Source organism: Paraburkholderia phosphatilytica, assembly GCF_003443895.1.
Taxonomy (GTDB): domain Bacteria; phylum Pseudomonadota; class Gammaproteobacteria; order Burkholderiales; family Burkholderiaceae; genus Paraburkholderia; species Paraburkholderia phosphatilytica.
The window spans coordinates 1-26,290 of record NZ_QQOA01000023.1 but is presented as its reverse complement, the minus strand read 5'-3'; the positions used below and the strand labels follow the sequence as shown (position 1 = coordinate 26,290).

The window sequence follows — 26,290 nt, the reverse complement described above, 5'->3', positions numbered from 1 at the left end:
GACCGAGGCCGCTACATCCCCTTGAACCGCTCCGCGTAGAGACGGCTCACGCAGATCCGCGCCGGATGGCCGCGCAGCGCGAGCGTGAGACGGCCGCTCTCGTCGCGCTCCGCGCTGTCGATCGCGTCGCAGCGCACGATGGTGCCGCGGTGCACCTGCCAGAAACGCTGCGGATCCAGCTGCCGCTGCAGCTCGCGCAGCGGCGTGCGGATCAGATGCTCGCGCGTCGCGGTCACGACCCGCACGTACTTGTCCGCGGCCTCGAAAAACAGCACGTCGTCGACCGGCACCATCGCGATCGTGTTGCCGGCGCTGGCCTGGATCATCCGCAGCGGCGTGCTGCTTCGATCGCTGCCGTCAACGGACGTGGCGTGCAGCAATGCGCGCAGCTGGTCGAGCGTTGAAGGATGCGTTTTCGCAGACGCCTGTTCACGATGCGCATCGTCCAGCGAAGCGTCGTGCGTCGGCGATGACGAACGCTGCGCGAGCCTCGCCTCGAGCCGCGCGCAGGTCTGCGCGAGCCGTTCGGGCTGTACGGGCTTCAGCACGTAGTCGACCGCGGCACGCTCGAACGCGGCGAGCGCGTATTGATCGTAGGCGGTGACGAACACGATCAGCGGAAACTTGCCGTCGTGCTCCGGCCAGTCTTCGGCAAGCGCCTCGGCTGCGTCGAGGCCGCTCATTCCCGGCATCCGGATGTCGAGGAACAGCACGTCGGGCCGCAGCGCGAGGCTCTGCGCGACCGCGCTCGCGCCATCACCGACGGTCGCGACGACGCGCAGGCCGGGCCACAGCCGCGCGAGCGACGCCTGCAGGTCGGCGGCCAGCAGCGGTTCGTCTTCGGCGATCAACGCGGTCGCGGTCATCATGGGCAGCGGTCAGGATTCTGGTAGACGACGGGCAGACGCACGACGGCGAGCGTGCCGCCTTCTTCATCAGTAGCGTTCGCGAGTTCGAGCGAGCCGGCGTGGCCGTACAGCGTCGCGAGCCGCTCGCGCACGTGGCGCGTGCCGAACGACGCGTCGCCGGGCTGCAGCGGCAACGGGCCCAGCCCGACGCCGGTATCGCGCACGGTCAGCGTCAGCATATCGCCTTCGCGAGCGGCCGACACCATGAGCCGCCCGTCGCTGACCTTCGGTTCGAGCCCGTGGCGGATCGCATTCTCGACGAGCGGCTGCAGCAGCAGCGGCGGCACCGGCAGATTCGCCAGCCCGGGCGGCAGATCGAGGCGAAACGCGAGACGCGGGCCCATCCGCACCTGCATCAGCTCCAGATAATCACCGATGCGCGCGAATTCCGACGACAACGGATAGGTCCCTTGCCGCGATGCTTCCAGTGTCGCGCGCAGGAAGTCGATCAGCCGGTCGAGCATGTGCTGCGCGCGCGGCGGATCGGTGCCGATCAGTACCCGCAGGTTGGCGAGCGTGTTGAACAGCATGTGCGGCTCGAGCTGCGATTCGAGCAGCTTCAGCTGGTTTTCCGCGGCGGCGCGCATTGCGGCCTGGGTACGCGCTTCCATCTCGGCGATCCGTCCGCGCGCCTCGAAGAAGAACGTGATGCCGATCGCGGGCACGAGCACGCTCAACAGCAGCGCGCGCGCATCGTGGAAGATCAGCGTCGGCGACGTGCGATAGCCGCTCAGCTGGTCGCCGAGCTTGTGGCCGAGCGTATAGCCGACGATGCCCGACACGATCACCCACGGCACCATCACGGCCCAGCCGGGCCATGGCCGCTGCGAGCGCGGGATGCCCGGCGTGCGCCGGCGCAGCAGCTCGGCAAAACCGTAACGGCCCGCCTCGATCAGCACCTGGATCAGCGGCGCGACGCAGGCCGTGTAGATCAGGCTGGTGTGGAACGGTTCCCGGTAGCCGATCGAACTGAACGCGCTCATCGCGAGCGTGATGATGACCGCGACGCGCAGTTCGCGGATCACCAGGGCGCGGACGCCGGAGGCGCCCGGCATCAGATGGAAGTCGATCAAGGCGCGAGAGTCGATGAGGGTTGAGCTTCGGGGCCAGTCGCGCCCGCGGCCGACGAGGGCGGCATGATCGCGAAGGGCGCGGCGGCCTGTGTCGAACCGCCCATGCCCGCCGTCGCTAATGAAGCTCGTGCCCGCAGATCCGCGGTGGTGCTGCCGGCGCCGTGCGGCGCCCAGCCGGGCGGCCGCAGCAGATAGCCGGCGAGCGCGCCGATGCTGCGTGCGCGCAGCAGGTCGCGCGCGAGCTTGAGCCAGCCGTCGAACTCGACGCGCAGCGGGTTGTAGCTCGTCATCGGCGTAACGAGGCCGTAGCGGCACGGCAGGTCGTCGCGCTCCGCGACGTACGTGCCGAACAGCCGGTCGAACACGAGCAGCACGCCGCCGTAGTTCGCGTCGAGATAGTCGAGGTTCGTCGCGTGATGCACGCGGTGCGCGGACGGCGTGTTCAGGATCCCCTCCAGCCAGCCGAGCCGCGGCATCCACGTGGTGTGCAGCCAGAACTGGTACAGCAGGTTCAGCGACAGCATGCCGAAAGCGATGCGCGGATCGAAACCCATCCACACGAGCGGCGCGAAGAAGAGCCCGGTGCCGGTGAGCTTGCCGAAGATGCCGATCCGGAACGCCGCCGAGAGATTCAGCTCGTTCGGCGAATGGTGCACTGCGTGATTGACCCAGAACCAGCGCACCTCGTGCGCGGCGCGGTGATACCAGTAGTAGCAGAACTCCTGCACGATGAAGAGCAGCAGCACCGTGTACCAGCTGTCGAGATGAATCCTGCCGAGCCGGTGCACGTACGCCCAGTGCAGCACCGGCTGGGCGATCGACAGCGGCACCAGCAGGTTCACCGCGACGCGCCCGGCGAGGTCGAGCGTCGATACGCAGAACGCGCGCCAGTCGTAGCGGCCGTAGCACTGCCGGCTGCGCGCAAACACCGACAGCAGCAGTGCTTCGATCGCCGCGAACACCACCACGGCGGGCGTCGCGACGTACAGCAGGAAGTGGTCGAAGGCGTTCATGGTGGTGGGTTCCGGTGCCCTCAAGCGGGCGTCGAGCGCCAGGTCGTTCTCGTCGCGAGCCACATCGCGATGCCGCGCGACACGAACGCGCCGCTGAACGCGCCGTACGCGAGTCCCGTCACGGTGACGAAGGGTTCTGCGATAGCGAGCGACGGATGGATCGCGAGCATCACGTTGACGGTGAATTTGACCACGAAAATGCCGAGCATCAACGCGAGCGGCATCCAGCTGCCGGGCACGAACAGCAGCCGCTCGTGCGGCAGCCAGCGCACACCTGCCCATGCGCCCGAGGCGCGCGCCAGCAGCAGCGCGACGACGAGACCGAGCGCCCACGCCGCGAGCGCGATCGGCTCGTGTGCGAACGACGTCTGCAGGCCGGTGAGCGACAGCGCGGCCATCGCGATCGGCATCAGCGTGGCGCGGCGCAGCGTTCTGCGATGGTCGGCGGATTGCCTGAAACCGAGCGTAACCACATACGCGAGGATCGCGTAGACCCACAGTGGGGTGTTCTGAAGGATGTCGGCCAGCATGGATACCTCCTGTCGGGATCGATGCCGGCGATGATGCCGCGGTGGCTGCCCGTGCCGCGAGCGGATTGCGACGAACGGCAGCGGGGCGGCGTGAAATGCGCCGGGGCGGCGTGGAGCGCGGCGAACCGGCAGCCGTTTTCAGCTCTGCCGCAGCTTCGCGAAGATCTGCGGCTCCCATTCGCGTACCGCGAGCAGCAGACCGGTGCCGTGCCGCTCGGCAAGCGGTCGCGCGAGGCTCTCGTCGTGCAGTGTCGCGAACTGCTGGCGAAAGCGCCGCAACTGGCGGTGCAGCTCATCGGCGGCGGCGCGGGTCAGCATGCCCTGGATGAAGATGTGCCCGTCGCGCGCGCCGTTAAAGTCGCCTTCGAGGAAATCGGCTTCGCCGTGCTCGCGGAAGAAACGCCGGATCGGCCCGTCGGGCAGCCAGTCGAAATCGCGGGACACGTTGAGCCGGATGCGGTTGCCCGGCAACAAAGTGATCAGCTTCAGACGGTCGAGCGCAAGCAGCCGCTGCACGCACTCCGCCTCGGTCAGGCGGTACGCGCGGGTGATATCCGCGATGGTCCAGTGATTGATCGCGCAGACGGCGACCAGCAGCAGCTTCGTATCCGCGACGAGTTCGCGTTCCTGGGCGGGCGTGAGCTGCGACGGCCGCGCGATTGATGCACTGGCCGCCTGCGTCAGTTCCGCGAGGCTCAGGTTCAGCATCGCCGCGACCTGCGCGAGGCGGTCGAGCGTGAATGCGCCCGTTGCGAACACGCGCTTGACCGACGGCTCGGACAGCCCCAGTTCGTTCGCCACATCGCGGTAGGTCAGCCCGCGCGAGCGCAGTTCCCGCTTGATTTCCGCGAGCAGCTGTTCGACTTCGGTCATCGGCGCCTCGGTATCGTTTTTCGATACCCGGGGAGGGTAGCGGAGGTGGTGAATGACCGCAAGGTGTATGGCCGGGAATGTCCGCATCCAGGGCGGTTGAGTCAATTGTCGATGCCCCAACTGGAGGGCTATCCACCCTGATGCGAGGGCAATAAAATTCGCCCTCGGACTCAGGTAGGTGAACCTGGAGTAGTTGACCCGGAGCGGTTGGAACGATTCACAGCGGAGAGCGAATGAGCAAGAGGGCAGCCAGGAAACCGGAACGGCAATCACGCGCCAGCAAAGAGGCGGATAGGGGCAGCAGTAACGAAGTGGCCCGGACTGAAAAGACTTTGACGACCGGGAAGGCGGCGCCTCCCTGGAAGTGGTATTGCTTCAAGGATCACCGCGGCAACGATGTCGTCAACGACTGGCTGCGGAACTTTTCGGGTAATGCAAGAGGCCGGTTCGTGCGCGCCCGCGACCAGTTGCGCGACCAGCCGAAGCAGAACTGGAGCAAGCCGAATCCGGCCAGCAATATCGGAAATCACATATATGTGATACGCCTCAAGGACGAAACTTCGATGCAACATCGGGTTTTCGGACACTTCCATGACCCGGCGAACGGGTTCGTAATGACGTTGACAGGCTACGAGAAAGACGATGTCTACTACCCGACGACATACCAGCGTGACGGAATCGGCAACAAGTCCATATGTGACAAGCACTTCGCCACTCGGGCCTGCTCCTGCTTCAGCCCTGATAGTGGAAGTGGATCTGCCCGCGGCACCGCCTCGCATCAAAAGTCCGGCGCAGGCGCTGAAAGACCGATCGGAGTGGAGCGATCCGGAGTTCAGGGAGGGTTATCTCGCAGCTTCCATTGAGGAAGGCGTCGCCTGGCAAATTCGCGCGAATCGCGAACGTAGAGAACTCACGCAGGCGGCGCTCGGCGAGCGTATCGGTACGACGCAAACCGGCATCGCGCGACTCGAAAATCCAGAATACGGAAAGCACTCGCTCCAGACGTTGCTGGATCTTGCGCACGCGTTCGACTGCGCACTTTCGGTGCGGTTCGTGCCCTTCTCACAGCTCGCTCTCGATAGCGAGGACCTTGGTCCGGAGGCACTGTATGTGATCCCCTACGAAGAGGAAACCAGAATCCATGGCGGCCACGACGCCGAACACGATTGACGCGCCTGCTACCTCGGCACAGATCGCGGAAGAGCCTCCACTCGCGTACTTCGACGGGGTCACGAACATGGCGTTTGGACCCTTCGTAACGAGAGTGACGCTCGGCGTTCAACAGAATGTTGGAGGCGGTGCGGGAAAGAAGCCAGAAAACAGGCCGACCATGACGGTGGTCATGCCGACGGCGTCATCGCATCACCTGGCGCGGGAAATCTCGAAGACACTCGATAACCCGGAGCATCAAAAAATACTGGAGCATGCGTTCGCGACCTACCAGAAGAGTTTTCCCGGTAGCCGAACCGATATCGTTGACACTGGCGCGAAGTGACCAGCACGAGTACTGACGCAGTTTCTGGTGCGTAGCTTTTGCGTTCCTTCGGCGGCGGATCATGAGTCCGCCGCCGGTTGCGCCGAAACTGCGGATTGGCCGATCTGGCGCCGGCCTAGCGTCGGCCCTCGGTCGCCATCCGCAGCGCGAGCCCGGCGAGCACGGTGCCCATCAGCCAGCGCTGCACGACGAGCCACAGCGGCCGGCCCGAGAGAAACGCGGCGATCGAACCGGCCGTCAACGCGACGATCGAGTTGATCGCGAGGCTCAGCGAAATCTGCACCGAACCGAGCACCACCGACTGCGCGAGCACGCTGCCGTGCCCCGGCGTGATGAATTGCGGCAGCAGCGACAGATACATGACCGCGATTTTCGGGTTCAGCAGGTTCGTGACGAGGCCCATCGCGAACAGCTTGCGCGGCCCGTCGGCGGCCAGCGCGCGCACCTGGAACGGCGAGCGGCCGCCCGGCTTCACGGCCTGCCACGCGAGATAGAGCAGATACAGCGCGCCGCACGCGCGCAGCGCCGTGTACGCGAAGGGTACGGCCATCATGAACGCGGTGATGCCGAACGCGGCGCACAGCATGTAGAACAGGAAGCCGAGCGCGACGCCGCCCAGCGAGATCATGCCGGCGCGCGGACCCTGGCAGATCGAGCGCGACAGCAGATAGACCATGTTGGGGCCGGGCGTCAACGCCATGCCCAGCGAGATGAAACCGAACGCGATGAGGCTCGTGACCGAAGGCATGCTCGTCCTCGACGAATACCGCACAGGGAAGGGAAACGATGAAAGCGCAACACGGATTGTGCGCGCGTCGTGCGATTCTGACCCGGGACGGTTTCGGATGCAGCGAACTGGACAGTTGGTGCGCGGCGCGTGAGCTGCGTGCGACGCGCGGGCAAAAAAACGCCGGCAAAGCGCCGGCGCTTCATGCGTCGCGATCACGGTGGTGGTGGCGAACCGCCTCGCGTGTTGACCCCGTGCTGACCCAGCGTTTACCCGATATTCACGTCGATCCGGCGCGGCTTCGATTCCTCGCGTCGCGGAATGGTCAGCTTCAGCACGCCGTCCTTCAGCGTGGCGTCGATCCTCGACGTATCGAAGTCGTCGCTGACCGTGAAGCGGCGCGCGAAGTACGGCGCGCGCACTTCCGCATGCGAAAGCCGCAGATTCGCGGGCGTCCGCACGACGGATTCGCCTTCGATCGTCAGGCTGCCGTCGTGTACCTTGATGTCGAGCCGCTCGCGCGGCACGCCCGGCAGATCCGCGAAGAGCGTCACTGCATGAAGGTCTTCGACGATGTCGACGCTGGGCGTCAGCGTCGCGCGGCGCGACGGTTCGTCCGCGCCACGGCGTGATACAGGGGCGTCGCCGCGTTCAGCAACCGGGTTGATGTCGCTCATGATGTCTGCTCCGCTCATTGAATGGCTCATTGAATCGTGATGGCGCGCGGCTTCGACGCTTCGCGCTTGCCGACGGTGATCAGCAGGCAGCCGTCCACATAACGCGCCTGCACCTTGTCGGGATCGGCCTGCTGCGGCAGTTCGACCACCCGGCGGAACGTGCCGTTGAAGCGCTCCTGCGCGTACTGGCGGACGCCTTCGGTGTTCGCGCCTTTCGTTGCGGCCGGAGCCGCGGTGCGTTCGCCGGCGATGGTCAGCAGCCCTTTGTCGATCGATACGTCGAGCTTCGACGGATCGATGCCCGGCGCGAACGCGACGATCTCGATCGAATCTTCGGTGGTGCCGACGTTGATGTGGGGGAAGCTGAAACGGCTTGCGCGCAGGCTCGCCGGGAAGCCGCCGAAAACGCCCGACATCTGCCGCTGCAGACGGTCGAGTTCACCGAACAGATCGGTGCTGAAGTAGAGATCGCTCATGGTTCCATCTCCGTCTGGCGGCCGGCTTCGGTGCCACGCCGCGCATACAGGTTGAAGGTCGAGGCGGCTGTGTCGTCACGGGCCGCCGTCGTCTGGTTCGAAAAATGGGAGTGGGGCGGACGGGTTTCAAGAGCTTTTAGTGCGAATTTTGTGCTCTTGAAATGCGCGAAAATGCCACTATGTGTCGTGATTCAGGGTGGTTCTGGATCGTCCGTACAACTAGATATCTGGGCGACGGGTGATGATCGGCTGGCGCACTACGTATCGCAAATCCACAGCGTTCTGATAGCGTACGGGCTTGCTCCGAATCCGCCGTTTCCATACGACATGCACGATACGCCGGACCTCCACTCCAACCTCGGCCTCGCAACCGACCTCCTGCTGCACGCGCAGGAAGGCACGGTCGAGCCGCATGGCGACTACGTCGTCGTTCGCACCGACGATGCGCCGGACTACTTCTTCGGCAACATGCTCGTACTGCAGAAGCGGCCGCACGAAGCCGATCTTTCGCATATCGAGTCGGATTTCGCGTCGCTGGTGGGCGCGCCGCCGCGCATCGCGCATCGCACCTTCATCTGGGCAGAGCGCTGGCCGCCCGATCCCGAGTCTGTCGACGACGAGGCCCTGAAGCTGGATGCGTTCGCCGCACACGGATACGACGCGATGCTGTGTCGCGTGCTCGTCGCGGAATGGAGTGACGTGCGTGCCGTGGAGACGAATCCGTCGGTGCAGGTGCGGCGCTTGACATCGCAGATCGACTGGGACACGTGGACGCGGATGCATTTCGACGACATGCCGCGCGGCCACGAAGACAGTTCGCGCCGCTATCTCGCGCACAAGCAGCGCGCGTATCGCCGCATGATCGAGCGGGGACTGGGCGACTGGTGGGGCGCGTTCATCGACGGCGAGCAGGTGGGTAGCCTCGGGCTGTTTTTCGTCGGCGGCATCGCGCGCTTCCAGTCGGTGCTGACGGACGAGCGGTATCGCAACCGCAAGGTGTGCCGGACGCTGGTCAGCGAAACGATCCGCATTGCGAAGGCCACCGCGCAAGGCGAACAGCGCGCGAGCCAACTGGTGATGGTTGCCGACGAGGATTACCACGCCGGCCGCATCTACGAAGCGCTGGGCTTTCGCGCGCAGGGCCGGCTAGCGAGTCTGTGCCGCATGCCGGAGCTCGATATTGAGCCCGCGCCGCAGCGTGATGAAAACGCACAGCCCGCCGGCATGAGCAATGCCAACCCGACCTAACCCAGCCGCAACGCGCCATCGCGAATCGCCGCGTGCTGCCCGTAGACCCACGACAGATTCCGGTCGCCATGCCCGACCGGCAGACCGCCGTACACCGGAAGGCCGAGCGGACCGAGCACGTCGAGCAGCACGTCGTTCAGTGTGTAGTCGGCGCCGGGCGGCACCGGGCAGCGCACGAATTCGCCGAGCACGATCGCCCGCGCGCCGTCGAGCATGCTCGCGTGACGCAGCGTCATGATGCTGCGGTCCAGCCGGTACGCAAGCTCGGTGACGTCCTCGAGCACGACGATCGCGTCGCGGAATTGCGGCTGCCAGCGGCTGCCGCCCATGCTCGCCAGCACCGTGATGTTGCCGCCGGCGATCGGCCCTTCGACCGCATCGGCGGGACCGTGCAGAAGGTCGAGCGCAATCGGCGCCCGCGCCGCGCCGGTCAGCGCGTCGTGCACGCTCTGGCGCGACAGGTCGTCGACCTGAGCGGCGAGACTGTTCAGCGTCGGCCCGTGAATCAGCCGGATGCCGGGCACGTGCCGCAGCGCGCAGAAGAGGGCGGTCACGTCCGAGAACCCGATCACGGTCTTGCCGGGCGGGATGGCATCCGGCAGCGACGGCAGCACGTGCGCACAGCCATAACCGGCGCGCGCGATCCACACGATATCGACCGCGGGGTCCGCGAGCGCCGCGGCCAGGTCGCCGGCGCGATGTTCGAGCGGCCCGGCGAGATGGCGGAACCGCTCCGCGACGTGCGCGCCGAGCGTCACCCGCAGCCCCCAGCTTTCGAGCAGCGCCACGGCTTGCGCGATGTTGTCCATGTTGGGGATGCCCGCCGGGGCGACGACGGCTACGGTCTTGCCTTGCAATGTCACGTCGGTGTCTCCATCCGGAAAGTCGTGCGGCAACCAGGCGCCGCGATCGCATCACGCATTGTGCCTTCGATCGCGAATGCGCAACGGGTCAAGTTTTCAGCGCAATGGCCGTCAACGCTTGATAAGGTTGACTACATCGATCAGCCGTACGCCGCGCAAGCACTAAAACACTCAAGCACCCAGACATTCCAGCCGTGTCGAATCCACCGCAGCACCCGCATTCATGGAATCCGCCGACCCCGAAGTCGAAAGCCGATCTCACCCGCATCATCGTCGCGATCGTGATCGGCAACGGTTTCGTCACCTACGATTTCACCGTCTACAGCTTCTCCGCCGCGCTGATCGGCCGGCTGTTCTTTCCGGCGGCCAATCCGCTGTCGTCGTTGCTGCTGTCGCTCGGCACCTTCGGCGCGGGCTTCGTGATGCGGCCGGTCGGCGCGTATCTGATCGGCCGCATCGCGGACCGCCAGGGCCGGCGCGCCGGCATGATCGTCGCGCTCGCGCTGATGACCGCCGGCACCTGGACGATCGCGTGCCTGCCGAGCTATCAGACCATCGGCGCCGCCGCGACCTGGCTGATGGTGACCGCGCGGCTGCTGCAGGGGCTCGCGGCCGGCGGCGAGATCGGGCCCGCGTCCGCTTCGCTGATGGAATCCGTGCCGTACCGGCTGCGCTGCTTCATGGTGAGCTGGCGCGGCGCGAGCCAGGGCGCCGCCGCGTGCGTCGCCGCGCTGGTGGGCGCGCTGACCACCTGGGGGCTGTCTGCCGATCAGATGCACGCGTGGGGCTGGCGGATTCCGTTCATGATCGGCGGACTGATCGGGCCGGTCGGCTGGTATCTGCGCCGCCGCATGCAGGGCGAGCCGGTGGTGCCGTCGAACGCGGCCGCCGGCGCGCCCGCGCAGGGGCCGTTCGAAGGCGCGATCCGGCCGCTCGTCTACGGCGTGCTGATGATGGCCGCGACCTCGACGAGCATCTATCTCGCGGTGTTCTACATGCCGGGCTATCTGGTCCACACGCTGCACCGGCCGGCGCCGATCAGTCTCTTCACCGCGTGCCTGTCGGGCTTTGTGATCTTCGTGATGTCGCCGCTCGTCGGCGTGCTCGCCGACCGTTTCGAGAGCCGCAAGCCGTTGCAGTACGCGGGTCTGTTCGCGTGTCTCGTCGCCACGTGGCCGGCGTTCACGGCGCTCACGCATGGCGCGGGCACCGTCGCGTCGGTCGCGATCATCACCGGTTACGTTGCGCTCGCGCTCAACAACGCAGGGCCGAACTCGGTGATGGTGCTCGAAGCGTTTCCGCCACACCGGCGCGCCTCCGCGCTGGCGGTGATCTACGGCGTGGGCGTGGTGCTGTTCGGCGGCTTCACGCCGTTCATCGTGACGTGGCTGATCGCGCGTACCGGCGACGCGATGATGCCCGCGTGGTATCTGCTCGGTGCGACCGTGCTCACGCTGTTCGCGCTGAACCGGTTCCCGGAACGCGACGGGCGGGCGGGGGAGTGGGGCGCTGTGGTGCGCTGACGTGTGGGTCGCGCACTGCGTGCTTGACGGAGGGGTTGAGGTTCGACGCGCGACCGCGGCTTTCAAGCCGCTTCAAGCCGCTTCAAGCCGCTTTCAGGCCGCCTCGCGGGCGTAACGCAGACTCAGCGCCTGCTCGCGCATGTCCTGCGGGCTGATGTCGAACGCGCGCCGGAACGCGCGGGTGAAATCCGACGGGCTCTTGAAGCCCAGCCCGTACGCGATTTCCGCGACCCGCAGATGCGGAAACGCCGCGAGTTCGCGGGCCGCCTCGCGCAGCCGCCGGTTCCGGATGTACGTGCCCAGTCCGCCCTCGTGCTCGAACCAGCGGTAGATGGTCGCGCGCTTCAGCTGCAGCGCGTCGACGACGCTCGTCGGCGTCAGGTCCTGATCGTGCAGATTGGCTTCGACGTAACGGCGCACCTGACCCATCACCGCGACCCGCATCGCGGCGCGGCCCGCGCCGGTGAGGCTCGCATCCTTGCGGTACGCGGCCAGCAGTAGCTGCGCGCCGGCCTCGAACGACTCCATCGCCTCGTTGCCATCGAGCGATCCGAGGTCCGCAAAGGTGGCGGAAAGATGCGCGAACGCGAGGTTCGTCAGCGGCGCGCCGTATTCGATGATGCGCCCATGCAGCGACTCGCCATCCGCGAACGCTTCGTGCACGCGTGCCTCCGGCACGAACAGCGTCAGCACGCGACAGGCCGCGCGATCGGTGCTGAACGGCTGGTTCAGGTCCAGCGCGACGATGCCGCGCACCGAGCCCGGCGCGCTGCGCTTGCGCTGCATGCCGCTCACGTAGCCGCTTTCGCCTTCCACATACACGTGGAACGCGTAGTCGCGCCGGCCGTCGGTGGACACGCGCGCGACTGGCCGGTCGAGCAGGATCGCATCGGTGCGTGCATCGGTGAGGGAAAAGTCGCCGACCGCGTAGCGTTCGATCTCGCCGTAAAAACCATCGGCGAGCTGCTGTTGAGTGGGCAACATGTCGACGACGTGGCCGACCCGCTGGCGCCACGCAAGCGCCTGCTCGCCGCGCGCGAACGTCGCGGTGCTGAAGCGGCTATGGGCAATGGCGGGACTGCGCTGGGCGGTAGCGGCGCCGCCGACGGACGCGCTGTGCCTGCCGCGCGCGGCGGAGGGGCCGGCTACGGCATCAGGAGGCGAAGGCGAACGGCGCGGGTTCATGCGAAAAGCGGCTTGCGGAAATACGTACTCGGGTTGTTACGGAACGAATTCGGCGCCAGTCCCGACCCTGGCGGCGAAGCGACACGATACCGGATAGTCGGCAGCCGCGTGCGGCAACTTGAGGGATTCGTCGAATGCGAAGTGAGACGCACGGTCAAGTCGCGCGGCAGGCAACTGCTATCGTTCGAGCCATGCTCTTCGGGCGACGGCTGGCCATCAGGCCGCGTCGACCGGACCCAGCGTAGCCGGTCAAAAACAAACCTGCGCAGCCTCGAAGCCGCGCGGACCGGCGCCCGATGTCCCGGATTGCCGCCAAACCAAGAGAAGACCTGAGAGAACGATGAGTACCGCCACCCACAAGAAACCTGTCCCGAAGGCTGGCGGACGCCTGCCCGCCAGCCTCGTGGACAGCCAGCTGGACCATCTCGAACGCATGGTGCAGAACGTGGCGCGCGGGGATGCGGCCACGGTGTTCGATGCACTCGGCGACCGTTACTGGGAGAACCGCGTGCGCGAACTGCTCGCGACGCACGACCTCGTGCAGATCCAGCGGCGCCGTGCCGAGCGGCTGCTCGAACTGCTCGAGCAGACCGCGACCATCAAGGCGCGCCGTTTCAAGTCGATCTGACGCCCGCACGCGGCGTGGCCGCTTTACCCCGCATTTTTTACCCTGCACTTCCTTCCGCTTTACCCCGCACTCCGCATTTCACTGCATCCGCGAACGCGGTCCCTCGAATGCTTCGGGCGGACCGCTGCTCCCGCAACCATCGCGCTTTGCACGTACGGAACGTACGCACGAAACCTCACTGCTTAACGGCTGTTTCCGTGCGGACTTTAGGGTGAGGCAGCAAATAAACATGCGGTAACGATGCATGTTCGCAACACGCCAAGTTTTTGCCGCGTTGCACCAGAACGGACACGCTTCTGTCATACCCCACCGTCGATAATCCCGGCGCCCGACAAACATAACCACAGCGGGCACGTCGCCAGACCGGGCGAACACAGGTCGAAACGACCGACTTCGGGGAAACACAGATGACTATCCGTCACCGTATTACGCTTCTCGTCGTGCTGATGCTCGTCGCGCTGTCCGCCATCGGCGGCTACGCGGTGCTTCAGACACGCAACAGTGCCGTCGACGTACGGCAGGTCACGCAAGGCGTCGTGCCGAGCGCGCTCGCATCCGCCGACCTCGTGTCCGAGGTGAAGGACGTGCAGCTCGCGACGATGACGCTCGTCTACGCGCCGGACGCCAACATGGTCCAGCAGGCGCAGGACCAGCTGAAGAGCAAGAAGGCATCGCTGCAAGCCGCGCTCGACGTGCAGGCGAAGGCCGCACAGGGCCAGGCGCAGACGGGTCTCGTCGCGCAGGCGCGCGAGAGCCTCGCGAACTACTTCGATGCGATCGACCAGACCGCGCAGATGAAGGCCGCCGGCAAGAACGAACTCGCGCAGGCGTTCCTGTTCGCGAACGTCGCGCAGTATCGGGACGAACTCGAAGGCATCGTCGAGACGCTGCGCATCGAGAAGAACCGCCAGAAAGACGACGCGATCTCCACGCTGAACGGCACGCTCGCCACCACGACGACGGCGATCGCCGCCGCCACCGGCGCCGCGATCGCGCTGCTGATCGCAATCAGCCTGCTGCTGTATCGCCAGATCACGCGCCCGCTGTCGCGGATGCAGACGATGATGAGCGAGATCGCGTCGAGCCAGGACTTCACGCGCCGCGTGCCGGTGGGCCGGATGGACGAGATCGGGCATTCGATCGTCGCGTTCAACGGCATGATCGAGAAGATCCAGCAGAGCTCGCTGCAACTGAAGCAGAAGACCGCCGACATCCAGGCGATGCTGCAGAACATGCAGCAGGGCATCCTGACGGTGGTCGACGGCGGCATCGTGCACCCGGAATACTCGGCGTACCTCGAAGCGATCTTCGAGACCAGCGAGATTGCCGGCCAGCCGCTGCTGTCGCTCGTATTCGACGGCACCGATGTGGGCAGCGACGCGCGCTCGCAGATCGAAGCCGCGCTCGATGCGTGCCTCGGCGAAGACAGCATGAACTTCGCGTTCAACGAGCACCTGCTCGTGAACGAGATCTCGAAGCCGATGGCCGACGGCCGCGTGAAGATCCTCGACCTCAGCTGGTCCGCGATTACCGATGAAGACGACATCGTCGTGCGTCTGATGCTGTGCGTGCGCGACGTGACCGAACTGCGCGCGCTTGCCGCCGAAGCGGGAGAGCAGCGCCGCCGCCTCGAGATGATCGGCGAGATTCTCGCGGTGAGCGAAGAGAAGTTCCACCAGTTCGTGGAGAGCGCCAACTGCTTCATCCACGAGAACGAACGCATCATCCGCCAGCACGACACGCCGGACCTCGAAGCGGTTGCGAAACTGTTCCGCAACATGCACACCGTGAAGGGCAATGCGCGCACCTACAGCTTCCAGCACCTGACGAGCATCGTGCACGACGCCGAGCAGCGCTACGACGCGCTGCGCCAGGCGGAAGGCGGTCACGAGTGGGACCAGCAGGCGCTGATCGGGGATCTGGAGCGCGTGAAGGCGGCGCTCGAAGCGTACGCGACGATCAGCGAAGTGAGCCTCGGCCGCAAGGGCGCGAAGGGCGCGACGAGTGCCGAGCGCTACCTGATGGTCGATATCCAGCTGATCCAGCAGCACATCCAGATGCTCGAAAGCGCCGATCCGTCGGACACCGACGCGCTGCTGTCGATGCGCGAATCGATGCACCGCACGCTGCGCCTGCTCGGTACCGAGACGCTCGGCGAAGCGCTCGGCGGCGTGCTGGGCTCGCTGCCGTCGCTCGCGCATGAGCTCGGCAAGGACGCGCCCGTCGTTCGGATCGACGACAACGGTTACCGCGTGAAGAGCCAGGCGGGTGGCACGCTGCGCAACGTGTTCACGCACCTGCTGCGCAACTGCGTCGACCACGGCATCGAGCCGGCGGCCGAACGCGTTGCGCAAGGCAAAGCCGCAGCCGGCGCGATCGAGCTGGAAATGGGCGTCGACGACCGCGCGCTGCAGATCACGATCAGCGACGACGGCCGCGGCCTCGCGCTCGCGAAAATCCGCCGCGCGGCGATCGAGCGCGGCTGGCTGGACGAAGACGAAGCCGCGAGCGACGAGACGATTGCCGGCTACATCTTCCGTCCTGGTTTTTCGACGGCGTCGACGGTGAGCGAAGTGTCCGGGCGCGGCGTCGGCATGGACGCGGTGCGCGACTTCATCCGCCGCGAGCACGGCCGCATCGAACTGCGCTTCACCGACGACCGCGTGGGCGCGGAATTCCGCCGCTTCCAGACGGTGGTCTGGCTGCCGGAGACGTGGGCGGTCGATAGTCTTGATTCGGCTGAAGCGGAACAGGAACGGCAGGACGTGGCCGGGCGCAACGAACGCGCGGCTACGTAAGCGGTAATCGCAGACACACTAGACACAGCAAGCAGCATTTGCAGGGTTAGGGAGCAGTCAGGCATGAACAGTTATCTGGTGGCATCCTGCGCCGCGGGCGCACTCGTCGCCCTCGCGGCGTGGGGTCTTGATCGCTGGCATCGCGCGCAGTCGGCGCGTGCGCGGCAGGCGTTGATCGCAGCAGACGACGAACGCGCGCGCAGCGCCGAGCAGGCACAGCAGGCGCGCCTTGGCGAAGAAGCCGCACAACGCGCGGCGCTCGAAGCGCAGCTCGCCGCATTGCAGGCGCAGCTCGAGCGCAACGAACACGACGGGCACGAGCTGCGCACGGCGCTCGCGACCGTGAGCACGCAGAACGACGAGTGGCTGCAGCACGCGGCGCGCATCTCGGGCGAAGCGGCGCGTCTGAAAGCGCTGTCGATCACGTTCGAGCGCTGGCACGAGCAGATGATCTCGCTGATGGCGCAGAACCGCGACATGCACGCGAAGAACCAGGAGCTGTCGTCGATCGTGCAGCATGTGCTGATCGTGTCGCTGAATGCGTCCATCGAAGCGGCGCGCGCGGGCGCGGCGGGCAAGGGCTTCTCGATCGTCGCGAGCGAGGTGCGCACGCTGGCGTCGCGCTCGCAGGAACTGTCGAAGAGTTACCGCGACAGCCTGCATCGCAACGATCTGACGACGGCCGCGACGTTCCAGGACATCCAGGCCGGCGGCAAGATGATCACGGCGTCGCTCGGCAGCGTCGAGATGCTGGCGAACCAGTTCCAGTCGAAGCTCGAGCAGGTTGCAGCGTGATCACGAACGAAGCGAAACGCAGCATCGAAGCGATCTTCGAACAGGCGGCGAAGAGCCGTCTGACCGCGACGGCCGGCGACAGCTGCACGACTACGCCGGTGGCCGTCGAAGGACGCGCCGATACGCTCGGCCCGCGCGCGATCGTGCTGACGATCTCGTCGATCGCATTCCGTCTGCTGTTCGTGCTGCACTTCAGCGACGACGACGCGACCCGCGCGTACTACGTGGGCAACGACACGAGCCGCACGCTGCCCGAGGTGCTGACCGAAACCGGCAACCTGTGCTGCGGCTACATCAACCAGCAGCTCGTGACGTACTTCCCTGATCTTGGCATGTCGACGCCGTACGAGCTCGCGAGCCGCTGCGTCGACCATCTCGGCGAGCTGAAGCCCGACCACGTGTGGGCGTACGACCTGCAGATGGGTGGCGCGGCGCGGCTCGGCGTCACGCTGTGCGTGTGCGCGAAGGCGCGGCTCGACTTCGTCGCCAACGTGGCCGACGAAGCGCAGAGCGAAGGCGAACTCGAGCTTTTCTGAACGATCAGGTATTTGCAACAGGGAACATCAACATGGCCAAGGTTCTGGTAGTAGACGATTCGAGCACGGTCCGCGACGAAGTGGCGGGCTTTCTGAAGAAAGCGGGCCTCGACGTGGCGATCGCCGTCGACGGCAAGGACGGTCTCGCGAAGCTCAAGGCGGATGCGGGCATTCGCTTGATCGTGAGCGACGTAAACATGCCGAACATGGACGGCCTGACGATGGTCGAGAAGATTCGCGGCGAACTCGCGAACAAGACCGTCAACGTGATCATGCTGACCACGGAAAGCAGCCCGGCGATGAAGGAGCGCGGCAAGGCGGCGGGCGTGAAAGGCTGGATCGTGAAGCCGTTCAAGGGCGACGCGGTGCTGGAAACGTTCAGGAAGCTGGCCGCATAAGTTCACGCCCAGGCCGCGTGCGGGATCACGCAAGCGCGCGTCGCACTAGCGGAAGATCTCCACCAGCAGGTTGGCCACCGTGCGCATCCGTTCGCTGTCGCGCAGCGCCGGATGCTGCACGAGCCACACGTCTTCGTCGAGCGTCTTGATGTGTTTCTCGACGCAGACGAGTTCGCTCGTCGTGCTGCCCGCGAGCTGCGCAAGCACGCCGAGCCCCGAGCCGCCCAGCACGCCGTCGAACACACCCATCCCGTAGCTGCTGCGCAGCGACGGCGCCGGCGCGCCCGGCAGGCTCTTCAGCCACTGCGTGACCTTGTGATCGGCCTGACGGTCGTCGAGCCCGACGAACGACAGCTTGTCCCATTCCTTGCGCGCAATCGCCTGCTTGTGACGCAGGGAGTAGTCGCGCGACGCATAGAGCCCGAAGCGGATCCGGCCGATGCGGCGCACGTAGAGATCGCCTTCGTCCGGGCATTCCGGCCATAGCGCGATGTCCGCTTCGCGTCTTGCGAGGCTGTACGGGCGGCGTGAAGTGAGCACCTCGATCGACAGACCGGGCAGCCGGTCCTGGAACGAACCGAGCAGCTTCAGCAGCATGTACGACGGCCACTCCGGCGCATTGATCCGCACCGTGCCGCGCGGTCCGCCGTCCGTCGCATCGGCCGCGCGCGCGATGCGGTGCGCAAGGTCTTCCATCTGCTCGGCCCACGTGAGCACCTTCGCGCCGAACGCGGTAGGGGTACACCCTGACGGCACGCGATCGATCAGGGGTTCCCCCAGGCGGCGCTCGAGATCGGTGAGGCGGCGCGACAGCGTCGGCGCGCTCAGGTCGCATGCCGTGGCGGCCGCGCGCATCGTGCCGCCGCGGGCGATCGCGACCAGAATCCGCAGATCGTCCCAGTCCAGCTGTTCCATTTTTGTAACGGCCCGTTTTGAAAACGGGCATAGCATAACCCGATTTGCGGGGATAGGATTCACTCCGGGTCGGGCCCCGGCCGTTGCCGTAGCAAGCGTTCAGGGGTGCTGCACGCGCACGGCGCCCTGGCTCGCAACTCGAATCCATCAGACGACTCGTCACTACCACCCGGTAGAAACGCACGGGCGACACGGAGACTTCAATGAATCGCACATTCAAACCCGCACGCCGCCGCGCCCTCGTGGCAACCGCAACGCTCCTCGCCTGCACGGTCCTGCCGGCAAGCTCCGCCTTCGCACAGACGCCGCACAAGCCGAAAGTCGCGCTCGTGATGAAGTCGCTCGCGAACGAGTTCTTCCTGACGATGGAAACCGGCGCGAAAGACTACCAGGCGCACAACACCGGCAAGTTCGATCTGGTGACGAACGGCATCAAGAACGAGACCGATACCGCGGCGCAGATCCAGATCGTCGAGCAGATGATCGTGTCGAAGGTGGATGCGATCGTGCTGGCGCCGGCCGACTCGAAGGCGCTGGTGCCGGTGGTGAAGAAGGCGGTGGACGCGGGCATCATCGTCGTGAACATCGACAACCGGCTTGATCCGGACGTGCTGAAGTCGAAGGACCTGAACGTGCCGTTCGTCGGCCCGGACAACGCGAAGGGCGCCGAGAAGGTCGGCGATTTTCTCGCGAAGAAGCTGAAGTCGGGTGACGAGGTGGGGATCGTCGAAGGCGTGTCGACCACGACCAACGCGCAGCAGCGCACGGCCGGCTTCAAGACAGCGATGCAGAAGGTGGGCGCGAAGATCGACTCGGTGCAGTCGGGCGAATGGGAGATCGACAAGGGCAATGCGGTGGCTTCCGCGATGCTCAACGAGTACCCGAACATCAAGGCGCTGCTGTGCGGCAACGACAACATGGCGATCGGCGCAGTCTCCGCCGTGCGTGCGGCCGGCAAGGCAGGCAAGGTGTACGTGGTGGGCTACGACGACATCGACGCGATCAAGCCGATGCTGAAGGATGGCCGCGTGCTCGCCACCGCGAACCAGTATGCGGCGAAGCAGGCGGTGTTCGGTATCGATACGGCGCTGAAGGCGCTGTCCGAGCACAGGAAGCAGTCGGATCTGGCGGGCGTGGTGGAAACGCCGGTCGATCTCGTCACGAAGTAACCGTCACCAGGTAAGCCTCCCGCATCCGGGCGCATTCACGCGCATCTGACCATCGTGTGACGCGGCCAGCCGGCCGCGTTGCAGGTCACCTCCGGCGCCTTGCCGGAGCCGTCCGCGTGGCGCCTGCGCAATCGAAGCGCGGCACACCGCAGCGCCAGCGTCCGGATCCCGTTCTACCCGCACTTTCGCAGCCGTTACGCGATGCCTACTTCATTCCAGTCCTCTCACGATGCCGCGCCCGTGCTGAGCGTGCAGGGCGTCGGCAAGACCTACGCTGCTCCCGTGCTCGCCGATATCTCGTTGCCGCTCTACGCGGGCGAAGTGCTCGCGCTGACGGGCGAGAACGGCGCGGGCAAAAGCACGCTGTCGAAGATCGTCGGCGGGCTCGTCACGGCCACCGACGGCTCGATGACGCTGGCAGGCGTTCCGTATGCGCCAGCCAGCCGCACGGAAGCCGAGGCGCTCGGCGTGCGGATGGTGATGCAGGAGCTGAACCTGCTGCCTACGTTGACCATCGCCGAGAACCTGTTCCTGAACCGCTTGCCGCGCCGCGGCCTGCCGGGCCGTATCGACCGCGCGAAGCTGCGCGACGACGCGCGCCGCGCGATGGCGCAGGTCGGGCTCGATGCGATGGATCCGGATACACTCGTCGGCGAGCTTGGCATCGGCCATCAGCAGATGGTCGAGATTGCACGCAACCTGATCGGCGATTGCCGCGTGCTGATCCTCGACGAACCGACCGCGATGCTGACCGCGCGCGAAGTCGACCTGCTGTTCGGACAGATCGCGCAACTGAAGGCGCGCGGCGTCGCGATGGCCTACATCTCGCACCGGCTCGAAGAGCTGCAACGGATCGCGGAGCGCGCGGCGGTGCTGCGCGACGGCCGGCTCGTGCACATCGGGCCGATGCAGGACCTCACCAGCGAGCGGCTCGTCACGCTGATGGTGGGGCGCGAGATCGGCGAGCAGATCGATCTCGGCGAGCGGCGTATCGGCGGCGTCGCGCTGAAAGTGGAGCACATGACGCGCGGCCATGCGGTGCGCGACGTGTCGTTCGAAGTGAAGGCCGGCGAGATTTTCGGCATCAGCGGACTGATCGGCGCGGGCCGCACGGAACTGCTGCGGCTGATCTTCGGCGCCGATCGCGCGGACGCGGGCACCGTGTCGCTGGCGCAGAATGGCGGCCCGCTCGTGCCCGCGAAGCTGGGTTCGCCGGTCGACGCGGTGCAGCAGGGCATTGCGCTGATCACCGAAGACCGCAAGGGCGAAGGCCTGCTGCTGCCGCAGCCGATCGCGGCGAACGTGTCGCTCGGCAACCTGGGCGCGGTATCGAAACGCGGCGTGATCGACAGCCGCCGTGAAGCCGCGCTCGCGCAGAAGATGATCGACGCGATGCGGATCCGCACCGCGGGCCCGGCGCAGGCGGTCGCGGAACTGTCGGGCGGCAACCAGCAGAAGGTGGTGATCGGCCGCTGGCTCGCGCGCGACTGCAACGTGCTGCTGTTCGACGAACCGACCCGCGGCATCGATGTCGGCGCGCGCTTCGACATCTACATGCTGCTCGGCGCGCTCGCGCGCGAGGGCCGTGCGCTCGTGGTCGTATCGAGCGACCTGCGAGAACTGATGGCGATCTGCGACCGGATCGGCGTGATGTCGGCCGGCCGGATGACCGGCGTTTTCGAGCGCGGCGCGTGGAGCCAGGATGCGCTGCTGGCCGCGGCCTTCGCCGGCTACGCGAGCGCGGAACAGATGACGGAAGCGGGCGCGGCGCCCGCCGAGAACCTGATGGAGCAATGACGTATGACAGCACAAACCAGCCTGCCGACGGTGCAGAACGAACCGCCCGAACAGTCGAAGCCCACGCGGACGCGCTTCGGCTTCTCGAACTACATCGGCCTGATCGGCGCGCTTGCGGGCATGATCGTGCTGTTCTCGTGCCTGAGCTCGCACTTCCTCACGTACGACACGTTCAGCACGATCGCAAACCAGATTCCCGATCTCGTGGTGATGTCGGTCGGCATGACCTTCGTGCTGATCATCGCCGGCATCGATCTGTCCGTCGGCTCGGTGCTCGCGCTCGGCGCGGCGCTGACCAGCGTCGCCGCGCTGCAGTGGCACTGGCCGGCCATTCCGGCCGCGCTGCTCGGCATGGCGGGCGCGACGCTGACCGGCTGCGTGACCGGCACGATCACCGTGGCGTGGCGGATTCCGTCGTTCATCGTATCGCTCGGCGTGCTCGAAGCGGCGCGCGGCATCGCGTACCAGCTGACGAACTCGCGCACCGCGTACATCGGCGATTCGCTCGATTTCCTGTCGAACCCGATCGCGTTCGGCATCTCGCCCGCGTTCATCATCGCGATCGCGGTGATCGTCGTCGCGCAGTGGGTGCTGACGCGCACCGTGTTCGGGCGCTATCTGGTCGGCATCGGCACCAACGAGGAAGCGGTGCGGCTCGCGGGCGTCAATACGCGTCCGTACAAGGTCGCGGTGTTCGCGCTGATGGGGCTGCTGTCCGGGCTCGCCGCGCTGTTCCAGATCTCGCGCCTCGAAGCCGCCGACCCGAATGCGGGCTCCGGCATCGAGCTGCAGGTAATCGCGGCGGTCGTGATCGGCGGCACGAGCCTGATGGGCGGGCGCGGTTCGGTCATCACCACGTTCTTTGGCGTACTGATTATTTCGGTGCTGGCCGCGGGCCTCGCGCAGATCGGCGCGAGCGAGCCGACCAAGCGGATCATCACCGGCGCGGTGATCGTGATCGCGGTCGTGCTGGATACCTACCGGAGCCGGCGCCGTGCCGCATAATCGGCCGGTGACCGTCATGGTTGTCTGTCAGGAGATTGATCGTGTCTAAAGCAGCAAAGCAGGGCCGGGTTGTCGTGGTCGGCAGCATCAATACCGATCTGGTGGCGCGCGCGCCGCATCTGCCGCGTCCGGGCGAAACCATCAGCGGGCAGGAGTTTTCGCAGGTGGCGGGCGGCAAGGGTGCGAATCAGGCGGTCGCGGCGGCCCGCATCGGCGCGCACGTCGCGATGGTGGGCTGCGTGGGCAGCGATGCGAACGGCGACCAGCGGCTGCGCGATCTCGAAGCCGAGGGCATCGACTGCGCGGGCATCGAAACGAGCGAATCGCAACCCACCGGCGTTGCGCTGATCACGGTATCGGATGAAGGGCAGAACACGATCGTCGTGGTGGCGGGCAGCAACGGCGAGCTGACACCGGAAGGCGTGCAGCGGCACGAAGCGATGCTGCGCGCGGCCGACGTGGTGGTGTGCCAGCTCGAATCTCCGTGGGACGCGGTGCACGCAACGCTCGCGCTCGCGCGGCGCCTCGGCAAGACCACCGTGCTGAACCCGGCGCCCGCCACCGAGCCGTTGCCGGCGGAATGGATGCCGCTGATCGACTACCTCGTGCCGAACGAAGTGGAAGCGGCGATCCTCGCGGGTCTGCCGGTGGAATCGGAAAGCGGCGCGCGGCGCGCCGCGATGGAACTGCAGCGCGCGGGCGCGCGCAACGTGATCGTCACGCTCGGCGCGCAGGGCGCGTATCTGCTGCGCGAAGGCGGCGAGGGCGCGCATTTTGCCGCGCCCGAAGTGCAGGCGGTGGATACCACCGCGGCCGGCGACACGTTCATCGGCGTGTTCGCGTCGCAGCTCGCGGCGCGTCAGCCGCTCGACGCGGCGATCGGCCTCGCGCAACGCGCGGCCGCGATTTCGGTGACGCGCGCCGGCGCGCAGCCGTCGATTCCGACGCGGGAAGAAGTCGAGCGCTTCGCGTAGCCAAAAACGCGGCAGCGCGTCAGCGTGGTTCCGGCTTGCCGTCGTGCGGGCCGAGCGGGCGCGTCGGCCAGTCGAGCCAGCGGTCCTTGCGACGCGCTTCGTGCGCCTCGTTCATCGGATAGCGGATGCGGTTCTCGTCCTTCGGCGTTTCGCCGATCACGAGCAGCCGCACTTCGTCGTCCGTGTTGTTGATGAACGTATGGCAGATGCCGGTACCCGCCGGAAACGCGACGGAGTCGCCAGGCGCGAGCCGGTGCAGATGTCCGTCGATCCACACGTCGGGGTGGCCTTCCAGCACGAACACGAACTCTTCTTCGGCGCTTTCGGCGTGCGGATAGGACGTGCGGCGACCCGGCGGAAGCCGGTTATGGTGAATGCCGATGCGGGTCAAACCGAGGCGGGCGGCGAGCGGTGCGCCGATCGCGAGCAGTTCGGTGTCGCCGGTGTAATGCGCGTTGTCTTCGCCTTCCAGTTCTTGCCAGTGGCGAATGAAGGATGGTCGCTCCATCGGGATCTCCTTGTGGGATCCGCCATGGTAGCGGCATTGCGACCGGACGAAAATGCCGGGCGGCGAGGGCTGCTGCCTTGCTTCCTTGCTTTCTTTCTGCCGCGCAACGCGGCGCGTGTGGACCAGTTACTGGGCCAACAGCACGCCGGAGAAAAGCGATTCGACTGCGAGGTCGTCCTGACCGCGATGGCTGAATTCAGCGAAAGCTTTGAGCAGCTCGTTCCACGACGCGCCCCAGCGCGTTTCGCGCACCGACGCGCGAGCCGCATCGGCGATACGGAGAACGCCCGTGTCCGAGTAAAAACTGATCTGTACGGCGGAGCCGTCGACGACGCACGTCGCCTTGCAAGGTCTGCTGGTAAACATGTCTGGCTGGTTCTCGGAAATCTGGTTTGCCGGCAGCGGCGCCGCCCTTGCGTGCCACTGCATCATGGTTGTCAATGTACGCTGGCGCAGGGCATTTCGATCGCGCAAAACGAGCACACTTTCCCCGCCAATTCGGCGTTTGGCTTAATCGTCAAGGCTAGCGGCGCGTGGCGGCGTTTTGATGACAGCGGGGGAGGGTTTGCGCTAGCGGGTTTCTCTCGCGCGTCTCGCCGGTCGCTCGTACGTATCCTGCGGATTCGAGACGAATGAGCGTATTTTTGAGCCGTACGAGCGTACGTGCGGTGACGCGATGCGGCTACGCTGATTGGCTCACGATCTGCTATATCACGAGGAGTGACGACATGAATCCGGATTCGCTCACGAGCGGGATCGACCACCTCGGTCTCACCGTCAGAAATATCGAAGTGACCAGCGCGTTTTTCATCGAATGCCTGGGCTGGAAGAAGGTTGGCGAGAAGCCGGACTATCCGGCCGTGTTCGTATCGGACGGCCGGATCATGCTGACGCTGTGGCAGTTGAAGAACGCGGAGCCCGGTTCGGAGTTCGACCGGCGGTCGCACATCGGGCTGCATCACGTCGCACTACGTGCCAAAGACGAACGCGCGTTCGACGAGATCCTGCAACGCGTGTCGAACTGGCCCGGCGTGAAGGTGGAGTTTCCGCCGGAACTGCTCGGCCAAGGTCCGAAGCGGCACATGATGATTTATGAGCCGGGTGGAATTCGGGTGGAGTTTGATGTGGTGCCGGGGTGAGGTGAGGGTGTCGTGACGATGCGTAGACACGAAAAGGCACCGCGAGGGTGCCTTGGTCGTCACAAGCCCAGATAGGATCGGACCGCGTAGCGTATTGCGTCGAGTTCCTCTCCCGTCGCGCGTTCGCGGCGGAATTTGAAGCCGCGAGCGCGGAAGTCCAGTGTGGTTATCTGATCCGAAAGAGCGACGCCAGGACGCTCCAGGCTGGCGATCGGAACTTCCGTTTCCCAGCCTCTGACCGTGGTGGTGATCGGTACGCCCGATACGCGCCCCGTCAGTTCGTTCAACTCGTTGTCGGTCAGGACCAGGAAAGCGCGATAGCCGTCCTGTTCTGTGCCCTTTGCTGGTCCTGTGTATAGCCGAATAATGTCGCCTGTTTCAGGTACTTCGTTGATCATTGCCACTCACCATCATTCGAAGCGCGTCGGGTCGTCGGGGCCTCCCAGCTCCGAGCCCTGGGGTTCACCAAAGTCGACGAGATCGTGCTGCTGCAACCGTGCCTCGCGCAACTGCTGCAGATAGCGCTCGCGTGAGAACCGTTTGATACCTTGATGCGGCCGGATCAGCACCTGTCCATCCTCAACTTCCACGTCGACCTCCTGTCCTTCCGAAAACGCCGCCTCCGTGGCGACGCTCGCCGGAATTCGCACCGCAAGGCTATTCCCCCAGCGCTTGAGGGTTTGCGTAGCCATTAGATGTCCGCCTTTTCCGATATCCGTCGAGCCTTCAGGCCGAATGGCTCAACGAAAACTTATTGCCGCCGGTCGACCCCGGCGGATCTTCCACGCACCAGACAAGTCGCGTTGATACGCGTCGATACATTGATCGTACGTCGCGGTTCGGGATGTGTCAACGCGTAGATACGTCGAGCAAGTCGGACATTTCTATTTAGCGGAAACCCGACATTTCTATTTGGGACCTACAGTGTGTGTGTGTGTGTGTGTCAAAGCCAGATTCAAATGTCGGGGTGCTGGCTAGATAGAAATGTCCGGTTTTGCTGTGCTTTTTCTTTTGTTCTGGGGTTGGGGCGGCGCAGC

Annotated in this window: 30 protein-coding genes; 14 read left to right on the top strand and 16 right to left on the bottom strand. The window is 65.8% G+C overall.

Features of this window, described 5'->3' with window-relative positions; all coding sequences use genetic code 11:
* Positions 1–11: 11 nt before the first annotated feature.
* From DVS29_RS22750 to DVS29_RS36965, 6 genes are all read right to left on the bottom strand, one after another.
* The gene (locus DVS29_RS22750; RefSeq protein ID WP_118182772.1) at positions 12–866 is read right to left on the bottom strand and encodes a LytR/AlgR family response regulator transcription factor; all 855 of its coding nucleotides are present in this window, start codon (positions 864–866) and stop codon (positions 12–14) included.
* On the bottom strand, positions 866–1,981 hold the full coding sequence (locus tag DVS29_RS22745; protein WP_240655746.1) for a sensor histidine kinase: 1,116 nt from the start codon (positions 1,979–1,981) through the stop codon (positions 866–868). The genes DVS29_RS22750 and DVS29_RS22745 overlap by 1 nt, the downstream gene beginning before the upstream one ends.
* Entirely contained in the window at positions 1,978–2,994 is a 1,017-nt protein-coding gene (locus DVS29_RS22740) for a sterol desaturase family protein (RefSeq protein ID WP_118182771.1), read from the bottom strand. The genes DVS29_RS22745 and DVS29_RS22740 overlap by 4 nt, the downstream gene beginning before the upstream one ends.
* 20 nt (positions 2,995–3,014) lie before the next feature.
* Positions 3,015–3,524 (bottom strand): DUF6622 family protein, encoded by a 510-nt coding sequence (locus DVS29_RS22735; RefSeq protein WP_118182770.1) that lies wholly within the window; start codon positions 3,522–3,524, stop codon positions 3,015–3,017.
* Between the two features lie 138 nt (positions 3,525–3,662).
* Complete coding sequence (locus DVS29_RS22730) at positions 3,663–4,397, bottom strand: helix-turn-helix domain-containing protein (RefSeq protein WP_118182769.1); 735 nt, start codon at positions 4,395–4,397, stop codon at positions 3,663–3,665.
* A 269-nt stretch (positions 4,398–4,666) separates the two neighbouring features.
* Positions 4,667–4,990, bottom strand: coding sequence for a hypothetical protein (locus DVS29_RS36965; protein WP_124800684.1), 324 nt, complete (start codon positions 4,988–4,990; stop codon positions 4,667–4,669).
* Positions 4,991–5,147: 157 nt separating this feature from the next.
* Between DVS29_RS36965 and DVS29_RS22725 the strand changes: the two genes are divergently transcribed.
* Both DVS29_RS22725 and DVS29_RS22720 read left to right on the top strand, forming a co-directional pair.
* Positions 5,148–5,567, top strand: a complete 420-nt coding sequence (locus DVS29_RS22725) for a helix-turn-helix transcriptional regulator (RefSeq protein WP_205962505.1) — start codon at positions 5,148–5,150, stop codon at positions 5,565–5,567.
* A complete protein-coding gene (locus DVS29_RS22720; protein ID WP_118182767.1) occupies positions 5,539–5,892 on the top strand; it encodes a hypothetical protein in 354 nt (117 codons plus the stop codon). The genes DVS29_RS22725 and DVS29_RS22720 overlap by 29 nt, the downstream gene beginning before the upstream one ends.
* Before the next feature lie 115 nt (positions 5,893–6,007).
* Here the strand turns inward: DVS29_RS22720 and DVS29_RS22715 are convergent, their stop codons facing one another.
* The 3 genes from DVS29_RS22715 to DVS29_RS22705 all read right to left on the bottom strand — a co-directional run bounded on the left by DVS29_RS22715 (position 6,008) and on the right by DVS29_RS22705 (position 7,772).
* Complete coding sequence (locus DVS29_RS22715) at positions 6,008–6,640, bottom strand: LysE family translocator (protein WP_118182766.1); 633 nt, start codon at positions 6,638–6,640, stop codon at positions 6,008–6,010.
* A 248-nt stretch (positions 6,641–6,888) separates the two neighbouring features.
* Positions 6,889–7,296: an Hsp20/alpha crystallin family protein gene (locus DVS29_RS22710; protein WP_118182765.1), complete on the bottom strand. Its 408-nt coding sequence runs from the start codon at positions 7,294–7,296 to the stop codon at positions 6,889–6,891.
* A gap of 26 nt (positions 7,297–7,322) precedes the next feature.
* Complete coding sequence (locus DVS29_RS22705; protein WP_118182764.1) at positions 7,323–7,772, bottom strand: Hsp20/alpha crystallin family protein; 450 nt, start codon at positions 7,770–7,772, stop codon at positions 7,323–7,325.
* A gap of 327 nt (positions 7,773–8,099) precedes the next feature.
* Here DVS29_RS22705 and DVS29_RS22700 point away from each other — a divergent pair, with 327 nt between their 5' ends.
* A complete protein-coding gene (locus DVS29_RS22700) occupies positions 8,100–9,020 on the top strand; it encodes a GNAT family N-acetyltransferase (protein WP_205962504.1) in 921 nt (306 codons plus the stop codon).
* Here DVS29_RS22700 and DVS29_RS22695 read toward each other — a convergent pair.
* Entirely contained in the window at positions 9,017–9,883 is an 867-nt protein-coding gene (locus DVS29_RS22695; RefSeq protein ID WP_118182846.1) for a S66 peptidase family protein, read from the bottom strand. The two genes, DVS29_RS22700 and DVS29_RS22695, sit on opposite strands and share 4 nt — an antisense overlap.
* A gap of 194 nt (positions 9,884–10,077) precedes the next feature.
* Here DVS29_RS22695 and DVS29_RS22690 point away from each other — a divergent pair, with 194 nt between their 5' ends.
* Positions 10,078–11,406, top strand: a complete 1,329-nt coding sequence (locus tag DVS29_RS22690) for an MFS transporter (protein WP_118182763.1) — start codon at positions 10,078–10,080, stop codon at positions 11,404–11,406.
* A 93-nt stretch (positions 11,407–11,499) separates the two neighbouring features.
* Here the strand turns inward: DVS29_RS22690 and DVS29_RS22685 are convergent, their stop codons facing one another.
* Entirely contained in the window at positions 11,500–12,591 is a 1,092-nt protein-coding gene (locus DVS29_RS22685) for an AraC family transcriptional regulator (protein WP_118182762.1), read from the bottom strand.
* A 340-nt stretch (positions 12,592–12,931) separates the two neighbouring features.
* Between DVS29_RS22685 and DVS29_RS22680 the strand changes: the two genes are divergently transcribed.
* The 5 genes from DVS29_RS22680 to DVS29_RS22660 all read left to right on the top strand — a co-directional run bounded on the left by DVS29_RS22680 (position 12,932) and on the right by DVS29_RS22660 (position 17,746).
* Positions 12,932–13,219, top strand: a complete 288-nt coding sequence (locus DVS29_RS22680) for a hypothetical protein (RefSeq protein ID WP_124800683.1) — start codon at positions 12,932–12,934, stop codon at positions 13,217–13,219.
* A 407-nt stretch (positions 13,220–13,626) separates the two neighbouring features.
* Complete coding sequence (locus tag DVS29_RS22675; protein WP_118182760.1) at positions 13,627–16,017, top strand: ATP-binding protein; 2,391 nt, start codon at positions 13,627–13,629, stop codon at positions 16,015–16,017.
* Positions 16,018–16,080: 63 nt separating this feature from the next.
* Positions 16,081–16,812 (top strand): methyl-accepting chemotaxis protein, encoded by a 732-nt coding sequence (locus DVS29_RS22670; RefSeq protein WP_118182759.1) that lies wholly within the window; start codon positions 16,081–16,083, stop codon positions 16,810–16,812.
* Positions 16,809–17,348 (top strand): hypothetical protein, encoded by a 540-nt coding sequence (locus DVS29_RS22665; protein ID WP_118182758.1) that lies wholly within the window; start codon positions 16,809–16,811, stop codon positions 17,346–17,348. The genes DVS29_RS22670 and DVS29_RS22665 overlap by 4 nt, the downstream gene beginning before the upstream one ends.
* 32 nt (positions 17,349–17,380) lie before the next feature.
* Positions 17,381–17,746 (top strand): response regulator, encoded by a 366-nt coding sequence (locus tag DVS29_RS22660; RefSeq protein ID WP_118182757.1) that lies wholly within the window; start codon positions 17,381–17,383, stop codon positions 17,744–17,746.
* A 45-nt stretch (positions 17,747–17,791) separates the two neighbouring features.
* Here DVS29_RS22660 and DVS29_RS22655 read toward each other — a convergent pair whose 3' ends face one another.
* Positions 17,792–18,661, bottom strand: coding sequence for a LysR family transcriptional regulator (locus tag DVS29_RS22655; protein WP_118182756.1), 870 nt, complete (start codon positions 18,659–18,661; stop codon positions 17,792–17,794).
* A 203-nt stretch (positions 18,662–18,864) separates the two neighbouring features.
* On the opposite strand from DVS29_RS22655, the gene DVS29_RS22650 reads away from it, so the two are divergent.
* From DVS29_RS22650 to rbsK, 4 genes are all read left to right on the top strand, one after another.
* Positions 18,865–19,830 (top strand): sugar ABC transporter substrate-binding protein, encoded by a 966-nt coding sequence (locus tag DVS29_RS22650; protein WP_118182755.1) that lies wholly within the window; start codon positions 18,865–18,867, stop codon positions 19,828–19,830.
* Positions 19,831–20,031: 201 nt separating this feature from the next.
* Positions 20,032–21,627: a sugar ABC transporter ATP-binding protein gene (locus tag DVS29_RS22645; protein WP_118182845.1), complete on the top strand. Its 1,596-nt coding sequence runs from the start codon at positions 20,032–20,034 to the stop codon at positions 21,625–21,627.
* Between the two features lie 3 nt (positions 21,628–21,630).
* Entirely contained in the window at positions 21,631–22,632 is a 1,002-nt protein-coding gene (locus DVS29_RS22640; RefSeq protein ID WP_118182754.1) for an ABC transporter permease, read from the top strand.
* Between the two features lie 41 nt (positions 22,633–22,673).
* On the top strand, positions 22,674–23,606 hold the full coding sequence (gene rbsK / locus DVS29_RS22635) for a ribokinase (protein WP_118182844.1): 933 nt from the start codon (positions 22,674–22,676) through the stop codon (positions 23,604–23,606).
* 19 nt (positions 23,607–23,625) lie between these two features.
* Here the strand turns inward: rbsK and DVS29_RS22630 are convergent, their stop codons facing one another.
* Together DVS29_RS22630 and DVS29_RS22625 are read right to left on the bottom strand one after the other, a co-directional pair.
* Positions 23,626–24,114 (bottom strand): cupin domain-containing protein, encoded by a 489-nt coding sequence (locus DVS29_RS22630; RefSeq protein WP_118182753.1) that lies wholly within the window; start codon positions 24,112–24,114, stop codon positions 23,626–23,628.
* 126 nt (positions 24,115–24,240) lie between these two features.
* The gene (locus DVS29_RS22625) at positions 24,241–24,546 is read right to left on the bottom strand and encodes a hypothetical protein (RefSeq protein WP_118182752.1); all 306 of its coding nucleotides are present in this window, start codon (positions 24,544–24,546) and stop codon (positions 24,241–24,243) included.
* A gap of 296 nt (positions 24,547–24,842) precedes the next feature.
* On the opposite strand from DVS29_RS22625, the gene DVS29_RS22620 reads away from it, so the two are divergent.
* The gene (locus DVS29_RS22620; protein WP_118182751.1) at positions 24,843–25,253 is read left to right on the top strand and encodes a VOC family protein; all 411 of its coding nucleotides are present in this window, start codon (positions 24,843–24,845) and stop codon (positions 25,251–25,253) included.
* Positions 25,254–25,312: 59 nt separating this feature from the next.
* Here the strand turns inward: DVS29_RS22620 and DVS29_RS22615 are convergent, their stop codons facing one another.
* Both DVS29_RS22615 and DVS29_RS22610 read right to left on the bottom strand, forming a co-directional pair.
* Entirely contained in the window at positions 25,313–25,651 is a 339-nt protein-coding gene (locus tag DVS29_RS22615) for a type II toxin-antitoxin system PemK/MazF family toxin (RefSeq protein WP_118182750.1), read from the bottom strand.
* Between the two features lie 12 nt (positions 25,652–25,663).
* The gene (locus tag DVS29_RS22610; RefSeq protein WP_118182749.1) at positions 25,664–25,945 is read right to left on the bottom strand and encodes an AbrB/MazE/SpoVT family DNA-binding domain-containing protein; all 282 of its coding nucleotides are present in this window, start codon (positions 25,943–25,945) and stop codon (positions 25,664–25,666) included.
* Positions 25,946–26,290: the final 345 nt, after the last annotated feature.